The following is a 15,874-nucleotide window of genomic DNA, read 5'->3' as shown; positions in this document are numbered from 1 at the left end:
GGGCGCCCGCATCTGCGCCAGGCGTGCAGGATATCCCTCACCAGCCCCTTCGGGCACCCTCTCCAGTCCGGGGAGGGAGAGTTGTCTTACACCCTTTTACCTTTGTATCTTTGAATTCCGTTTGGAAGGAGTTGCTATGATTCGCAGGGCCATTGCACGTGTCGTGGAGCGGGAGAATCTCAGCGAAGCGGAGATGATCGAGGTGATGGATCAGATCATGTCCGGCGGGGCCACCCCGGCCCAGATCGCGGCCTTCATCACCGCCCTCAGGATGAAGGGGGAGACCGTCGACGAGATCACCGGCGCGGCGCGGGTCATGCGAGACAGGGCCCTCCCCATCCGGGTCGGCAAGAGCGTCCTCGGCATCGACCGCGACGACATCAACCTCGACCGGGAGACCATCCTCGACACCTGCGGCACCGGCGGTTCCGGCACCAACTCCTTCAACATCTCCACCACCGTCGCTTTCATCGTTTCCGCCTGCGGCGTCAAAGTCGCCAAGCACGGCAACCGCGCCGTATCCTCCTCCTGCGGATCCGCCGACGTCCTCGAGGCGCTGGGCGTCAACCTCGACGTCACCCCCGAGACGGTGGAGCGCTGCATCTCCGAGATCGGCATCGGCTTCCTGTTTGCCCCCGCGCTCCACGGCGCCATGAAACACGCCATCGGCCCCCGCCGCGAGATCGGCGTCCGCACCATCTTCAATATCCTCGGTCCGCTCACCAACCCCGCCAGTGCCGATTGCCAGGTGCTCGGGGTCTACCGCGAGGACCTGGTCGAGAAGCTCGCACAGGTTTTGAAAAAGCTCGGCTGCCGTCGCGGCTACGTCGTGCACGGCTGCGACGGCATGGACGAGGTGACGCTGACCGGCGAGAGCACCATCGGCGAGGTCGGACCCGACGGCGTCAAGGTCTACAAGGTCACCCCGGAGCAGTTTGGCCTGGAGCGGGCCCCGCTCACCGAGTTGCACGGCGGCGACGCCCAGGGGAACGCCGTCATCGTCAGGGACATCCTGGCCGGCAAGAACGGCGCCAAGCGCAGGATCGTTCTTTTGAACGCCGCCTTCGCGCTGCTCGCCACCGGCAAGGTCGCAAGCGTCGAGGACGGGATCAGGCTCGCCGCCGAGACCATCGACTCGGGGCGCGGCCTGAAGCAACTGGAGCGGCTGGTGGCGCTCACCAACGAGGTGCAATAGCAGATGACCCAGGTACCCGACGTACTCAGGAAGATAGTCGACTACAAGCAGGGCGAGCTGGAGGCTGCCGTGCGGGCGGTCCCGCTCACCGAGATCATGGACCGCCTGGCCGACCTCGAAGACACTCCCCGCGGTTTCCAGAACGCCATCCTCAACGCGCTCGGCTCCGGCTGGACCCCCATCATCGCCGAGGTCAAAAAAGGATCCCCGTCCAAGGGTCTGATCCGGGCGGACTTCGACCCGCTGCAGATCGCCACCACCTACCAGGACCACGGCGCCTCCTGTCTCTCGGTGCTCACCGACGAGCACTTCTTCATGGGGCACCTGAGCTACCTGGCGCTGATCCGCGAGCAGGTCTCGCTTCCCCTTTTGCGCAAAGACTTCATCTTTGATCCCTACCAGATCTACCAGGCCCGCGCCGCCGGCGCCGACGCCATCCTCCTGATCGCCGCCATGCTCGACGTGCCGCAACTGCGCGACTTCCACAGTCTCGCGAAGGAGCTCTCCATGGACGTGCTCCTCGAGGTGCACGACGAGAAGGAGCTGGAGATGGCCCTGCAGACCGACTGCAGCATGATCGGCATCAACAACCGCGACCTGCGCACCTTCCAGGTGGACATCGCGACCTCGGAGCGCCTGGCTGCCCGGATCCCGCCCGGCAGGATCATCGTCGCCGAGAGCGGCATCAACACCCGCTCCGAGATCGTGCGCCTCACCGGGAAGGGGCTGCACGCATTCCTGATCGGCGAGTCCATGATGCGCGAGCCGGACGTGGGGGCGAAACTCGCCGAACTGCTCGGATAAACAGGTCTCACTCCCCCTCCCTTGACGGGAGGGGGCAGGGGGGTGGGTGAGGCCGCCACAGCGTGGTACTTTGCACCTTCCCCCACCCCCTAACCCCCTCCCGCCAGGGGAGGGGGATTTAGAACTGATATGATTCAATGTTCCAACTGACAAAGGAGTGGCTATGAATACCAAGTTCTTGCTTGACGAGTCCCGCATCCCGAAACAGTGGTACAACATCATTCCCGACATGCCCGGGCCGCTGGAGCCGGTGATCAACCCCGCTACCCTGAAGCCGGTCACCCCGGAGGACATGACACCGATCTTCCCGATGTCCCTCATCGAGCAGGAGATGTCGACCCAGCGCTGGATCGATATCCCGGACGAGGTGCGCGAGAAATACCGGATCTGGCGTCCGTCCCCGATGTTCCGGGCGCACAGGCTCGAGCAGGCGCTGCAGACCCCGGCCAAGATCTATTACAAGTACGAAGGCGTTTCGCCGGCGGGTTCCCACAAGCCCAACAGCGCGATCCCGCAGGCCTGGTACAACAAGCAGGCCGGCATCCGCAGGCTGGCCACCGAGACCGGCGCGGGACAGTGGGGAAGCTCCCTCGCCCTGGCGTGCTCCATGTTCGGCCTGGAGTGCACCATCTACATGGTGAAGGTCTCCTGCACGCAGAAGCCGTACCGCAAGAGCATGATGCAGCTCTGGGGCGCGACGGTGATCCCGTCCCCGTCCGAGTTCACCAACGCCGGGCGCAGCATCCTGGCCCACGACCCCGACAACCTGGGGAGCCTCGGCATCGCCATCTCCGAGGCGGTGGAGGACGCCGCCACCCACGATGACACCAACTATGCGCTGGGGAGCGTCTTGAACCACGTCTGCCTGCACCAGACCGTGATCGGCCTCGAGGCGAAGGAGCAGATGGCGCTGGCCCAGGATTATCCCGACGTGGTCATAGCCTGTTGCGGAGGCGGTTCCAATTTCGCCGGGCTCGCGTTCCCGTTCCTGATGGATCGCGCCAACGGCAAGAAGGTGCGTTGCCTGGCCGTCGAGCCCGCCTCATGTCCGACCCTCACCAAGGGGATCTACGCATTCGACTACGGCGACACCGCGAAGCTCGCGCCCATCACCAAGATGTACACCCTGGGGCACGACTTCATGCCGCCGGGGATCCATGCCGGCGGTCTCCGCTATCACGGCGAGTCCGCGCTCATCTCGCAGCTCTACCATGCCGGCGAGATCGAGGCGAAGTCGTACAAGCAGAACGCCTGCTTCGAGGGGGCGCTCCTTTTCGCGAGGACCGAGGGGATCGTCCCCGCTCCGGAATCCTCCCATGCCCTGCGCGCCGCCATTGACGAGGCGGTCCTCGCCAAGGAGGAGGGGAAGGAGAAGACCATTCTCTTCGGGCTCTCCGGGCACGGCCAGCTCGACATGGGTGCCTACGACGCCTACCTCTCCGGCCGGCTCGAGGACTTCGAGTACCCCGAGGAGCTGATCCGCCAGTCTCTGGAGCGGTTGCCCAAGGTCTGCCTGTAAAAGAAGAAGATCGATGGAACTGAGGGGAGCCGGCGGAGAGGATTCTGAGGGGGGTCCCCAAAAGAAGGGTTTTTGGGTTTTCTCCGAAGTTCTCAGATTTTCTCCGTGGCTGATGGTTTGCTGTCGGGAAGTTGAGTAATTTTAAGGGTATACGCGCATGACAAAGGTGAAGATTTGTGGCATAACATCGGAGGACGATGCTCTGATGGCCGTCGATGCCGGGGCCGATGCGCTCGGCTTCGTCTTCTTCGAAAAGTCGCCCCGCTTCATCGGCGCGGAGGCCGCGCAGAAGATCATCGCCAAGCTCCCTCCCTTCGTCCAGGTGGTCGGTCTCTTCGTCAATGCAGATATTGACGTCGTGAACAGCACCGCCGACTGTTGCGGTCTCGACATCGTGCAGCTCCACGGAGAGGAAAGCCCCGAATACTGCCGCCTGGTGCGGCGCAGGGTGATGAAGGCCTTTCGGGTGCGCGGGCCTGAGAGCCTGACCCCGCTTTCCGAATACCGGGTGGCCGCCTATTTGCTCGACGCCTATTCGCCCAACGCCCATGGCGGGACCGGCGAGGTGTTCGACTGGGACTGTGCCGTCGCCGCCAAAGAGCAGGGGCGCATCATACTGGCAGGCGGGCTCACCCCCGACAACATCGCCGAGGCGGTGATGCGGGTGCGCCCGTACGGGGTGGATGTCTCCAGCGGCGTCGAAGTTTCCCCCGGCAGGAAGGACCCCGGCAAGGTGCGCCGCTTCATCCAACTGGCGAAGCACCCGCACCCGGTCTGAAGCAGGCAACTCGAACGTAGAACGCTGAACGCAGAACTCGTTTCTAACCAAAACAAAGGAGTGGCAATGAAGATTATCGTAACCGATGAAGTGGCTCAGGAAGGACTGGCGATTTTGCAGCGCGACCCGCGCGTGCAGATGGACATCAAGCTGGGACTTAAGAAGGAGGAGCTTTACTCGATCATTGGTGATTACGACGTTATCATCACCAGAAGCGGCACCACCGTGGACAAGCCCCTGCTCGACCATGCGACCAACCTGAAGCTCGTCGCCCGCGCCGGCGTAGGCGTCGACAACGTCGATGTCGACTACGCCTCCGCCAAGGGTGTCATCGTGGTGAACGCACCTTTCGGCAACACCAATAGCGCGGCCGAGCACGCCATGGCGCTTTTGCTTTCTTTCTGCCGCAACGTCACCAAGGCCAATGGCTCCCTCAAGGGGGGCGCCTGGAAGCGCGCTCCTTTCACCGGCTACGAGCTGAAGGGAAGGACAGCCGGCGTCATCGGCCTTGGCAAGGTCGGCGGCCGCGTCGCCACCCGTCTCAAGGCCTTCGAATGCGAGGTGCTCGCCTGCGACCCGTACATCGCCGAGAAACGCGCTCATGACCTTGGCGTCAAGCTGGTCACCCTCGACGAGATCATCAAGAACTGCGACATCATCACCGTCCACACCCCGCTCACCAGCGAGACGCACAACATGATCGGCCAGAAGGAACTGGCGGCCATGAAGGACGGTGTCATCATCATCAACGCAGCGCGCGGCGGCATCATCAACGAGGAGGCGATGCTGGAAGCGCTCGACTCCGGCCGCGTCGCCGGTGCCGCCTTTGACGTCTGGAGCCAGGAGCCGCCCGATTCCGAGATCCTCAAGAAGCTGATCGGTCACGAGAAGATGGTGGTCACCCCGCACCTGGGCGCCAACACCTTCGAGGCGCAGGTGAACGTCGCTGTCGACGTGGCCAAGGAAATCCTGCGCTACATGGACGAACAGCCCATCGAGAACGCCATCAACATCCCCAAGTTCGACGCTTCCCTCATGGGGCAGATGCGTCCTTACCTGAACCTGGTGAACGTGCTGGCGGACTTCATCATCCAGCTGGTCGACACCAACCTGAACAAGATCACCTTCACCTACACCGGCGGCCTGGCGCAGTACGACTGCACCCCGATCACCGTCTGCGGCCTCGCCTCGCTGCTGAACCGCAGGGTCGAGCAGGAGGTGAACATGGTGAACGCTCAGCTCGTGGCGGACAACATGGGGATCGTGGTCGAAGAGGTGAAGTCCACCCACTCCGAGGACTTTTCCAACCTGATCACCGTCACCATCGAGGGCCCCGGCGAAAAACGTCTGATCTCCGGCACCGTCTTCGAGGGGGTACCGCGCATCGTCAAGCTGCGTGACTACCAGATGGACTTCCGTCCGGAAGAGCATATGCTCCTCCTGGCCTACGGCGACCGTCCCGGCATCATCGGCAAGATCGGCACCATCCTCGGCAAGCACGAGATCAACATCGCCGCCATGAACCTCGGCCGTCGCGAGAAGAAGGGTGAGGCGATGGTCATCCTCTCCCTCGACTCCGCCGTCTGTGCGGACGTGGTGGAAGAGGTGAGGGCAGCCACCGAGGCGACCTTCGTGAAACCGCTCTACCTGGTCACCGCGAAATAGGGCGGTACATAAGCAGGAATAAAAAAAGGCCCCCGGCGCAAGCTCGGGGGCCTTTTTTCGTATTGGTGAGATCTGTAGGGGCGAATAATCATTCGCCCAGCGCCGGTGATGCCGGGATACCGTCGCAGGGATCGGCGGTGTTGCCGGCGCGCATGAGGGGGGCGTGCCCTTTAGGCGATCTTTCTCCCGCCACAGGCCTTCAGCCTTTGGTGCGCCTCGCGCAGTGCCTTTTCGGTGGTCTCCCAGCTGATGCAGCTGTCGGTGATGGAGACGCCGTAGGTCAGGTCGGCAAGGTTCTTCGGGAGCGGCTGGTTCCCTTCCTTCAGATAGCTCTCGATCATGACGCCGGAGATGGAGCGGTTGCCCGCCACGATCTGGTCGATGACGCTTTTCAGCACCTCGGTCTGGCGCTCGAACTTCTTCTCGGAATTGCCGTGGCTGCAGTCCACCATCAGTGTGGGATTGAGCCCCGCCTTGGACAGCATCTCCTCCGACTTGGCGATGTCCTCCGGCGAGTAGTTGGGCTTCTTGTTGCCGCCGCGCAGTACGATGTGCACGTCGGGATTTCCGGTGGTCTGAAGGATGGAGGTGAGACCGTCGCGGTTGATGCCCAGAAAGCTGTGCGGGTGCAGCGCCGCCTTCATGGCGTCGATGGCGATCTGCAGGTTCCCGTCGGTGCCGTTTTTGAAGCCGATGGGGAAGGAGAGGCCGCTCGCCATCTCGCGATGGGTCTGGGACTCGGTGGTTCTCGCGCCGATGGCGCCCCAGGAGAGGAGATCGGCCAGGTATTCGGGGGTGATGGGGTCGAGCATCTCGGTGGCCACAGGAAGCCCCATCTCGGTCACCTTGCACAGAAGGTCGCGGGCGATGCCGAGCCCTTTGGAGATGAGGTGGGTGCCGTCCATGCCGGGGTCGTTGATGAGCCCCTTCCAGCCGACGGTCGTGCGCGGCTTCTCGAAGTAGACCCGCATGATCAAGAGGAGTTCCCCGGAAACTTCCTTGGCGAGGGCCGCCAGTTTCCCGGCGTACTCCAGTGCTCCTTTGGGATCGTGGATGGAACAGGGGCCGACCACCACCATGAGCCGTTTGTCCTCGCCCCTCAGTATCTTGGCGATGGCCTCGCGGCTTTCGCTCACGCAGGTCCCGGACTGCACGGAGATCGGAAAGACCTGCCTGAGATCGGTCGGTGCGATGATCGGGGTGATGCTTTTTACCTTGAGGTTGTTCGTCTTAATCATGGTTCGCTCCCGCGCTAGCAGTTTTTAATGTGGCGTAATCTAGCGCGTTTCCGGCACGCTGTCAAAAAAAAATGCCCCGTCGGCACTGAATTTTGCCGGGAGCATATTTTTGTATGGCGCAGGTATAAAAAGCCTCGCCGGACTGGGCACTTCACCCCGTTCTGGCAGGGGGGCGCGGCTCCCCATCGGAGAGCAGGGCGCTGCGGACCGAGGGGAGGGTGGCCTGGCCGGCGCCGGCGTCCAGCATTTCTCGCAGCGCGCGTTCCGAATCACCCGGATTCACATCGACACCACGTATCGCGTCGGTCAGCACGGTCACCGCGAACCCCTCATTGAGCGCCTCCAGCACGGACTCCTTCACGCAGTAATCCGTTGCCAGCCCCCCCACATAGAGCCGGTCCAAGTCCATGCGGCGCAGCAGCATGGACAATGGCGTGCCGTTTTCCGTGACCCCCTGCATCGCCGAGTAGCCATTGTCCCAACTGGACATCCCCTTCGAGATGACGATGGTCCCTTCCGGCAGCCTCAAACCCGGGTGAAAGTCGGCGCCCGGCGACCCCTGCACGCAGTGGGGGGGCCAGATCCCACCCTGCGCCTTGAAGTGCTTGCTCTGCTCCGGGTGCCAGTCCCGGGACGCGAAAACAGGTACGCTCCTCATGGTGAAGAGTTCCAGGTAGTGGTTGAGCGGCAGCACCACCTGGTCGCCATCGGGGACGGGGAGCGCACCGCCGGGGCAGAAGTCGAGCTGTACGTCGATCACGAGAAGGGCAGCTCTGCGCTGCATCGCGGGCCTCCTTTGCCAGTCTTCCCCGCCTGCGGCGGACCCGGCGCTAGGTGCGGTATTTGCTCTGGATGTGGTTCATCAGCTTCAGGCGCAGCGTGTTGAGTCCGGAGCTGATCGACACCTTGTAGATGTGCGGGTTTACCAGGCGCAGACATCCGTCGGGCAGGAGTTGGAGCTGTTGCGAGGCCAGATCGGCGCTCCTTTCCAGATCCGGCGTCGGAACACATCTGGCGCCGTCTCTCATCACCATGCTCCGCAGTTCGACCAGCCGTGCCTGTTCCGGGATCCGGACGTGCTGAACCGGATTGGCCGGGTCGAACACCACCGCTCCCGGGAGTATCTCCTCGTCCCGCAGCGCGATCAGGTCCAGGATGAAGGACCCGTCCGGGGCGAGGGCGCGCAACACCTTCTTGCGGTCGGGGAGGGTCGCCTTGGCAACGTCGCTTGTGAGTTTGAGCTTCGGCTCCCCGTCCATGGAGACCAGCTTGTAGACGCCGCCCAGGGCACCGCCCCCCTCGCCGGCGCAGGTCGCCAGGCGGGTGCCGACGCCGTAGATGTCGATCCTGCTCCCTTCCCGGCGCATCGACTCGATCACGTTTTCGTCCAGCTCGTTGGAAGCGACGATCTTTACGCCGGGGAAGCCGGCCTCGTCGAACGCCGCACGCACCTGGCGCGAAAGGTAGGCGAGGTCGCCGGAATCGATGCGGACGCCGGCCAGGTCGTGGCCGCGTTCCTTGAGTTCGCGTGCCACCGTGAGCGCGTTGGGGAGGCCGCACTTCAAGGTGTCGTAGGTGTCGATCAGCAGGACGCAGCTGTCTGGGAACTCATTGGCGTAGCAGCGAAAGGCCGCGAGCTCGTCTGGAAAGGCCATGATCCAGCTGTGGGCATGGGTGCCACGCACCGGGATGCCGTAGCGCATCCCGGCCAGGACGTTGCTGGTCGAACGCACCCCCCCGATGAAAGCGGCCCTGGCCGCCGAGAGACCTCCGTCCGGTCCCTGCGCGCGGCGCAGCCCGAACTCGAGCACGGTTGCGTCGCCCGCCGCGAGCTTGATGCGTGCCGCCTTGGTGGCCGCCAGGGTCTGGAAGTTGATGATGTTGAGGAGCGCGGTCTCCACGAACTGCGCCTCGGCGAGTCCCCCCTCCACTGTGATGAGCGGCTCGCCGCCAAAGACCACCGCTCCTTCAGGAGGCGCCGTGATGCTTCCGGTGAAGCGGAAATCCGCGAGGTAGGCGAGGAAGTCGGGCTTGAAGATCCTCAGGTTCTCCAGGTAGGCGAGTTCCTCGCCGCTGAAGGAGAGCGCCTCCAGGTAGGAGAGGGCGGTGTCGAGCCCGGCGAAGACCGCGTAGCCGCCGCGAAACGGGTTCTGGCGGAAAAAGAGGTCGAAGGCGGCGGGACGCTCGTGCATCCCCTGGTCGAAGTACCCCGCCAGCATGGTCAGTTCGTACAGGTCGGTAAGCAGCGGCGAATAAGACATGGTGCCCTCCCTTCATTTACCAGCACCTTGAATTATCGCATGATGCAGTTTTTCCGCCAGTTCCGGATCTACTAATTTGAGGGAAAGATACTCTCCCTGTGCCTTTTCCGATTGGCCGAGCAGCAGATGTGACAGTCCCAGTTTGTAAAGCGCATTGGCGTTTCCCGGCCACAGCTTGAGTAAGGATGTGTAAGCCTCGACTGCTTCCTTGAAACGGTCCGCCTTGAAACAGACCTCGGCCAGGTTCGAATAGGCCAGAGCGAGCGAGTTGTCCAGCAACACGGACTTCTTGAGAGAATCTATGGCGCGGCTGTAGTCGCCGCTCAGGGCCTGGGTCGTCCCGAGGTTGAGCCAGGCGAGGGAGTTGCCCGGAGCCAGGGCGACGCTCCTGCTGAACGCCTCGGTGGCTTCCCGGTAGTTGCCCTCGCTGTTAAGTTCGACCCCCGCCTGGAACCAGTCATCGGCTTCCAGGTATTCCTCCTGTTCGATGTGGACCGGGTGCTGCTTGGGGATCAGCGCGCCGGTGGCCACCCCTGTGAAAAGCAATAGCGCGAGACAAGTGCTGGTGCGGTGTCCCATGGGCATCACCTCCGGGGAAAGCAAAACCATAGCATATTAAAATATGTTTACAAAATAAGGAGGGCGAGGGAATGGGGGCATTTTTTGCTGACACCGCCGCGGGCTTTCTGGTAGAAAGGGAGGGCCTGCGGCGCCCGCCGCAGCGGAATTCGTGCGAAGAGGTCTCTACATGCAACCAGTATTCATCGTCGGGTGCGGTGCCGTCGGCCGTCGTGTCGCCGCTTTGGCACTCGCGCAGGGAAAGAACGTCTGCACCTTCACCAGGGGGGAGGCGCCGCTGTCCGGTGTGTCTCACTACAGCGGCAACCTCGATGAACCCGAAACGCTACGCGGGCTGCCGACCCGCGGCGCGTGGATGATCTACCTCGCTCCGCCGCCGGGAGGGGGGCACGAGGACACCAGGATGCGCAACTTCCTCTCCGTCATCGCGTCCGGGGACGAACCGGCCAAGGTCGTGTACATCAGCACCAGTGGCGTCTACGGCGCGGGGAGCGAGGTGGTTACCGAGGAGACCGAACCCGACCCGCAGACCGCGCGCGGCAAAAGGCGGCTGCACGCCGAGCGCCTGATGCAGGCCTGGGGGCGCGAGCACGGGGTCCCCGTGGTTGTCCTCAGGGTTACCGCTATCTACGCTGCGGACCGCCTGCCGGTCACCCAGCTCACCACCGGCCAGCCGGTGCTCCTGGAAGAGGAGGCGCTTCCCAGCAACAGGATCCATGCCGACGATCTTTCCCGCATCTGCCTGGCGGCGCTGGAACGGGGGGAGGACGGGGCGGTTTTCAACGTGAGCGACGGGGCCCCGAGCACCATGACCGCCTATTTCAACGCGGCGGCGGAAAAACTCGGCCTCCCCAGACCACGGCAGGTGACCATGGCGGAGGCACGTCAACTCATGACCCCGCTGATGATCTCCTACTTCTCAGAGGGACGCATCGTCGACAGCAGCAAGATGCGGAAGGAACTGGGCATCACCCTGCTCTACCCAAACCTCGAGGCCGGGCTGAAGGGGTAGCAGGAGCGGTGCTTAAAAAGTAGGCAAAATGCTATCATTAGCGATCGGTACGACGGTTTTTTCCGTTCCGGGGTGCTTTACCCACAGAGTTTTCCACAGCTGTTGTGGAAGATGTGTGACATCTTTTTTCGTAAGAATATAACTACTTAGATAAGTCGAGTATATCCGCGCCCCCGGCATCCTTCCATCCTGTTGGATGAGCGTGAAAAACTAAAAAAGGCCCATGGATAACCATGGGCCTTTTCCCTGCATTGGCGTTAGATCGGGGCACTTTCTACCAATCCGTCGGTAAAGCGTCTCGGCCGGCCTGCGCGGTCGGTGCCTCCCCGCAGTACGTTCCGGTCGGCTTCCCTTTTTCAAGCGCAGCCGCCTGGCGGATGAGATAAGTCGCTTTCAGCGTTGTCCCGACTAACGCCAATTTTTTAATTGCTCCGGAATACCGCCACGGTGGAGATTGGATTACTGACCGGTGTCGCAACATACCCCGGTGAGACGCTTTAGGCTTCCCTCTGCCTTGTTGAGGGCTTGCTCACCACGACTGAAACCAGGGACATCTTGATAAAAAAGGTAGTCAGGGACCCAAACGGATGCGTAACGAGTATTCCAGAGCCGCCCGCATTCACATGCGAAAGCTTGCCCCAAGTCTAACAATCCCTCTATGACTGTCAAGAAAGACATGAAATTAATTTCATCTGATATAACGTGTTGATAAATAGCAACTTTTTTGCCTGCGTCAGTTTTGAAAAAGCTGCTGTTATTTCGCCCTCTTCGATGCGTTGGCTGAGGAATGGTCAACGCCTGTCAGACCATTTTCGGCGATTGTTGGTATGACAGTTGCCTTCTTTTTCTTTCCAGGAGTAAGCCATGAGGTGCAACGAAAGTTGCTGCGGCGAGGGGCGTGAGTGGCGCGAGGTAGTGAAACTGTGCCCTGGCAGGTGCAGCCGCTAGAGTGACAATACGTGAACCGAGCAGGAGATACAGGGATCGTAACAGCGGATGAGCCGTTCCAGGGCCGTGGTCATGCGGTTGGTTTCTTCTCCCTCCATGGCGCGGGCAAGGATCAAGAGGTCACGGGCGAGGGCGCCCTGGTTCAGGGCGGTGGGGGTGATCACGTCTGCCCAGGTGCAGATCCCGCGGGAATCGAATGCATAGCTGTGAACGAGGATGCCGCGGGGGGCCTCGCAGGCGGCGCAACCCGTTCCCTCCCGCGGTGAGGTGTCCGTTCCTTGTTCTCCCCGTGCCCCCAGCTCGATGAGGCGGTCGATCAGGCGCAACGCCCGCTCCGTGGCGTGGCACATCTCAACCGCCTGGGCCAGGTTGTTGCCTCGAATGTCTTTGCCCACCAGTTCCTTTTTGTGGGCGCTGAACAGTTCCGACGCGTGCTTCTCCAAGTCGGGACTCAGGTTGAGCCGGGCCAGGGCGCCAACGGTGGCGTGCCTGCCGCGCACCGTGGAGAGTTTGGCGTTGGAATGGCTCACCACCGTCTCCTCCATGTGTTGACGGTAATCCCGCACTGCAAAGGTGCTGCCGTCGCTCATGCGGCAAAGAGGTGCGCTTAGCCGGCTGGCGGACGGTTGCAGGGCTGCGAAATCGGGTCCGGCGAGGTCGGGGAAGGGGAAGGGCGTGCTGAAGAGGCGGTGCGCCTCCTGCGCGGCCGGGAGCACCTTCAGGAGCTCGTCCCTCAGTTGCAGCAGTTCCTTCTTGTTCAGGCAGCGTCCGAGCCCCCCGAGGCGGATGTTGACCGGATGGATGAGCCTTCCTCCCGCCGTTTCGAGGATCTGGTTGCCGGCCTTCTTGATCGCGAGCCCGGTTTTCAGCAGGTCCGGCGCGACCCGTGCCAGCTCGGCCACGCCCCTCACCCCCAACAGGTCGGGAAGCACCAGGCAGTACAGATGCAGGGCGTGGTCCTGTATCATCCCCGCCTGCAGCATCAGGTCCCGCGTGAGGGTCGTCACCTCAGAGACCTCGATCCCCAGGGCATCCTCCACCGCCAGGAGCGCGGTCACCTTGTGCACCGTGGAACAAAGCGAGCAGATGCGGCAGATGATTTCCGGCACCTCGGTGAAGCTCTTCCCCAGGAGGAGCGCTTCGAACAGGCGGGGGGAGTCGCTGAACCGCAGTTCGACCCGCTCCACCCGGCTTCCCTCCCGGTAGACCCGGACGCTGCCGTGACCTTCCAGCCTGGTCAGAGGCGCTATCTCAACTACGCTGCCCATAGTTCCACTCCGGTTTGAATCGTCTCATCCTCCGCTCGATCTCTTCCCTGCCGAATCCCCGCTCCAGCAATAGCTCAAGCTCCTGGGCCACGTTCGCCTCGCGTACCGGTCCCCTGCATCCTTCGCAGACGATGCCGGTGGCAGGACAGCGGGCATTGCATCCTCCCTGCACCACGGGCCCCAGGCAGAGCTCCCTTTTTTCCAGCAGCAGGCAAAGGTTCTCGCGGCTGCGGCACTCGGTGCAAACGGGGTAGGCGCGCGTGGGGGGGAGGGCGCCGGCCGCGAGTGCGGCCATGAGCTCCAGTATCTCCTGCTTTTCTGGGGGGCAACCGGTGATGGTCGCGTCCACGCTGACGAAGTTCACCAGCGGGGCAGGCGGGAAGCTTTCCGGGATTTCACCACCCTGACCGAACACCACCCTGAGCAGCTCTTCCCTGGTGCTGATCCCGTTGTTCATGGCTGCGACGCCGCCAAACAGGGCGCAGGTGCCGTAGGCCACCAGGAGCTTGCTGGCATTTCTCAGCTTGAACAGCAGCTCCAGGTCCTTGGGGGTGGAGACGGCCCCCTCCACGATGGCGGCATCGAATTGCGCGTCGAGCACGTTGCCGCTTTCAGCAAGGGGGAAATAGATGATTTCGCAGTGTGCCAGCAGTTCCGGGAGTTCCTCCTCGCAGTTCAACAAGGTGAGTTGGCACCCGGAACATGCGGTGAGCCCCGTTATGGCGACTTTCATCCGTTTCACAGCGCCTCCGGTATCCCTTTCAGTTCGCTGGCCCGGAACACGGGCCCGTCCAGGCAGCAAAGCTTCTGCCCCAACGCGCAGTGGCAGCAGCGCCCCACCCCGCAGCGCATCCGGCGCTCGAGGCTCAGCAGGATGCGAGTGGCGTCGACACCGGCGCTCTCCAGGTCGGTCACCAGGCAGCGGTAGAGGGGAGGGGGGCCGCAGACCGCGGCATAGGTGTTGACGGCATCGAAATGGAAACCTTTCAAGAGGTCGGGCAACAGGCCGACCGCACAGGAATATCCGCCGTCCAGCGTCTCGGGCGCGAAGTCGACGGTCAGGTAGAGCCGCATCCCCCCGGCTGCGGCCAGAGCGGAAAGCTCTTCCCTAAACAGCATGAGCTTGGGCTGTTTGGCCCCGTACATGAGGGTGATCTCGCCGTAGCTGCTTCGTTGCCGCAAAAGGTACATGAGAAGCGAGCGGAGCGGAACGATGCCGAGCCCACCGGCCAGAAGCAGGACCGGCTTGCCCGCCATTTCCCGCAGTGGAAACCCGCTGCCGAAGGGGCCGCGAATTCCCAGGACGGCGCCCGGCTTAGACTTGTGCAACAGGTCCGTGACGTGCCCGACGCGGCGCACGCATAGCTCCATGGTGCCGTCCGGGGTGAGGAGATCTGCCGGTGAGATGGGGATTTCCCCGGCTCCCGGCACCGAGAGCTGCAGGAATTGTCCGGGGACGAAGGTAGATAGCGTAGCCAGCGCGCCATCCTCGGGACTTACGCGAAACAGCGCCGTATCCTCGGAGAGGTCCTTGCGCTCGAGCAGGTGCGCCGCGAATGGGACATGGGGCGAATGCTGAAGCTCTCTCATGGTTTCTCCCGCGCGGGCTGGGCGGTCAGTTCCCGCAGGTCGATTCCGACCGGACAGACCTCCTTGCAACGGCCGCAGCCGACGCAGGAATTGACCCCCTGCAGCGGTGTGAAACCGCAGAACTTGTGCAGGAAGCGGAAGCGCAGCCGGTCCAGCCTCTCCGGGCGGAAGTTGGCTCCGGCGACCTCGCCGTGACTTGCGAACAGGCAGTTGTCCCACTCCCTCATCCGGGTCCCCCCTTCGGGAAGGGCGGGATACTCCCGGACGTCGAAGCAGTAGCAGGTGGGGCAGCAGACCGAACAGGCTCCGCAGGAGACGCAGGTCGAGGCGAACTTCTTCCAAAGCGGATGATCTGAAAAGCGCAGCTGCGGGTCCTGGGGAGGAAAGCAGTAGCCGGAGGCGCGCGGCGGAGGTGAGGGTTTCGGCCCCTTCTCCAGCAGGTGACCCGACGCGGACAGGAGCGCCTCTCCCTTGACGCTGTGACTGGCGAGATGGAAGCCTTGGTCCGATTGGGTCAGGAAGAGGTCGCAGGCAGTCGATTCCCTTTTCTCCGGGCAAAAACAGAAATCGTCGGGTTCGCAGGATACACCGATCAGCGTGAGCCTCGACCTGCGCGCGGAGTAGCCGGGGTCTGCCGGGTCGGCCAGGAACACGCGGTCGAGGTAGGCGATACCTTCCAGGTCGCAGCTGTGGATGCCGAAGAGGACGATGTCCCCGGCGCCGGAGTGCCCTTCGCGGTACACGCCACCCGTGTAGCGGAGGATCTCCTCCCGGAAGGGGAGCAGGTATTTCTTGGGGGGGATCTGGGTGCGGCGGTAGTCGAGGAACAAATCGCCTGGGTCCTCCAGGGGCGCGAACCTGTGCACTCCGCTCTCGGAGACGGTGGGGGCGTGCAACTCGCCGAAGAGGCGCAGCGTCTCCAGGAACTGGTCCAGTCTCGAGGTTTTCAGGAAGTTTCTTGTCACAGTACCTCCTCGAACAAAGGTCAATTCTACCGGGGGCGCCGCTGATGGCAAG

At 62.9% G+C, this 15,874-nt stretch carries 14 protein-coding genes and 1 other RNA gene; 6 read left to right on the top strand and 9 right to left on the bottom strand.

All coding sequences use genetic code 11. The features are described 5' to 3' along the window. Positions 1–136 precede the first annotated feature (136 nt). From trpD to serA, 5 genes are all read left to right on the top strand, one after another. Positions 137–1,195: an anthranilate phosphoribosyltransferase gene (gene trpD / locus KP001_RS06475; RefSeq protein ID WP_217288719.1), complete on the top strand. Its 1,059-nt coding sequence runs from the start codon at positions 137–139 to the stop codon at positions 1,193–1,195. Between the two features lie 3 nt (positions 1,196–1,198). Further along, on the top strand, positions 1,199–1,999 hold the full coding sequence (trpC, locus tag KP001_RS06470; RefSeq protein WP_217288718.1) for an indole-3-glycerol phosphate synthase TrpC: 801 nt from the start codon (positions 1,199–1,201) through the stop codon (positions 1,997–1,999). 163 nt (positions 2,000–2,162) lie between these two features. After that, complete coding sequence (locus KP001_RS06465; protein ID WP_217288717.1) at positions 2,163–3,518, top strand: TrpB-like pyridoxal phosphate-dependent enzyme; 1,356 nt, start codon at positions 2,163–2,165, stop codon at positions 3,516–3,518. Positions 3,519–3,675: 157 nt separating this feature from the next. Further along, the gene (locus KP001_RS06460; RefSeq protein ID WP_217288716.1) at positions 3,676–4,296 is read left to right on the top strand and encodes a phosphoribosylanthranilate isomerase; all 621 of its coding nucleotides are present in this window, start codon (positions 3,676–3,678) and stop codon (positions 4,294–4,296) included. Between the two features lie 66 nt (positions 4,297–4,362). Further along, positions 4,363–5,961, top strand: coding sequence for a phosphoglycerate dehydrogenase (gene serA / locus KP001_RS06455; protein WP_217288715.1), 1,599 nt, complete (start codon positions 4,363–4,365; stop codon positions 5,959–5,961). Positions 5,962–6,131: 170 nt separating this feature from the next. Here serA and KP001_RS06450 read toward each other — a convergent pair whose 3' ends face one another. From KP001_RS06450 to KP001_RS06435, 4 genes are all read right to left on the bottom strand, one after another. Continuing rightward, positions 6,132–7,199, bottom strand: coding sequence for a 3-deoxy-7-phosphoheptulonate synthase (locus tag KP001_RS06450; RefSeq protein ID WP_217288714.1), 1,068 nt, complete (start codon positions 7,197–7,199; stop codon positions 6,132–6,134). Between the two features lie 151 nt (positions 7,200–7,350). Continuing rightward, on the bottom strand, positions 7,351–7,983 hold the full coding sequence (locus KP001_RS06445) for a nicotinamidase (protein WP_217288713.1): 633 nt from the start codon (positions 7,981–7,983) through the stop codon (positions 7,351–7,353). 46 nt (positions 7,984–8,029) lie between these two features. Further along, positions 8,030–9,460, bottom strand: a complete 1,431-nt coding sequence (locus tag KP001_RS06440; protein WP_217288712.1) for a nicotinate phosphoribosyltransferase — start codon at positions 9,458–9,460, stop codon at positions 8,030–8,032. A 12-nt stretch (positions 9,461–9,472) separates the two neighbouring features. After that, positions 9,473–10,039 (bottom strand): tetratricopeptide repeat protein, encoded by a 567-nt coding sequence (locus KP001_RS06435; protein WP_217288711.1) that lies wholly within the window; start codon positions 10,037–10,039, stop codon positions 9,473–9,475. A 169-nt stretch (positions 10,040–10,208) separates the two neighbouring features. Here KP001_RS06435 and KP001_RS06430 point away from each other — a divergent pair, with 169 nt between their 5' ends. Then, the gene (locus KP001_RS06430) at positions 10,209–11,051 is read left to right on the top strand and encodes an NAD-dependent epimerase/dehydratase family protein (protein ID WP_217288710.1); all 843 of its coding nucleotides are present in this window, start codon (positions 10,209–10,211) and stop codon (positions 11,049–11,051) included. A 424-nt stretch (positions 11,052–11,475) separates the two neighbouring features. On the opposite strand, the gene ssrS is transcribed toward KP001_RS06430, so the two are convergent. The 5 genes from ssrS to KP001_RS06405 form a co-directional block, all read right to left on the bottom strand. Further along, positions 11,476–11,664, bottom strand: a non-coding RNA gene (ssrS, locus tag KP001_RS06425) — 6S RNA. Positions 11,665–11,995: 331 nt separating this feature from the next. Continuing rightward, positions 11,996–13,267, bottom strand: coding sequence for a Ni/Fe hydrogenase subunit alpha (locus tag KP001_RS06420; protein WP_217288709.1), 1,272 nt, complete (start codon positions 13,265–13,267; stop codon positions 11,996–11,998). Continuing rightward, a complete protein-coding gene (locus KP001_RS06415) occupies positions 13,251–14,000 on the bottom strand; it encodes an NADH-quinone oxidoreductase subunit B family protein (RefSeq protein ID WP_224962414.1) in 750 nt (249 codons plus the stop codon). The genes KP001_RS06420 and KP001_RS06415 overlap by 17 nt, the downstream gene beginning before the upstream one ends. 5 nt (positions 14,001–14,005) lie before the next feature. Continuing rightward, complete coding sequence (locus KP001_RS06410) at positions 14,006–14,857, bottom strand: FAD/NAD(P)-binding protein (RefSeq protein WP_217288707.1); 852 nt, start codon at positions 14,855–14,857, stop codon at positions 14,006–14,008. Beyond that, complete coding sequence (locus KP001_RS06405; protein ID WP_217288706.1) at positions 14,854–15,822, bottom strand: 4Fe-4S dicluster domain-containing protein; 969 nt, start codon at positions 15,820–15,822, stop codon at positions 14,854–14,856. Before KP001_RS06405 ends, KP001_RS06410 begins: the two co-directional genes overlap by 4 nt. Between the last annotated feature and the right edge of the window lie 52 nt (positions 15,823–15,874).

Source organism: Geomonas subterranea, from assembly GCF_019063845.1.
GTDB classification, from domain to species: domain Bacteria; phylum Desulfobacterota; class Desulfuromonadia; order Geobacterales; family Geobacteraceae; genus Geomonas; species Geomonas subterranea.
Note: the sequence above shows the minus strand (reverse complement) of the source record. Positions and strands in the feature narration are given on the sequence as shown.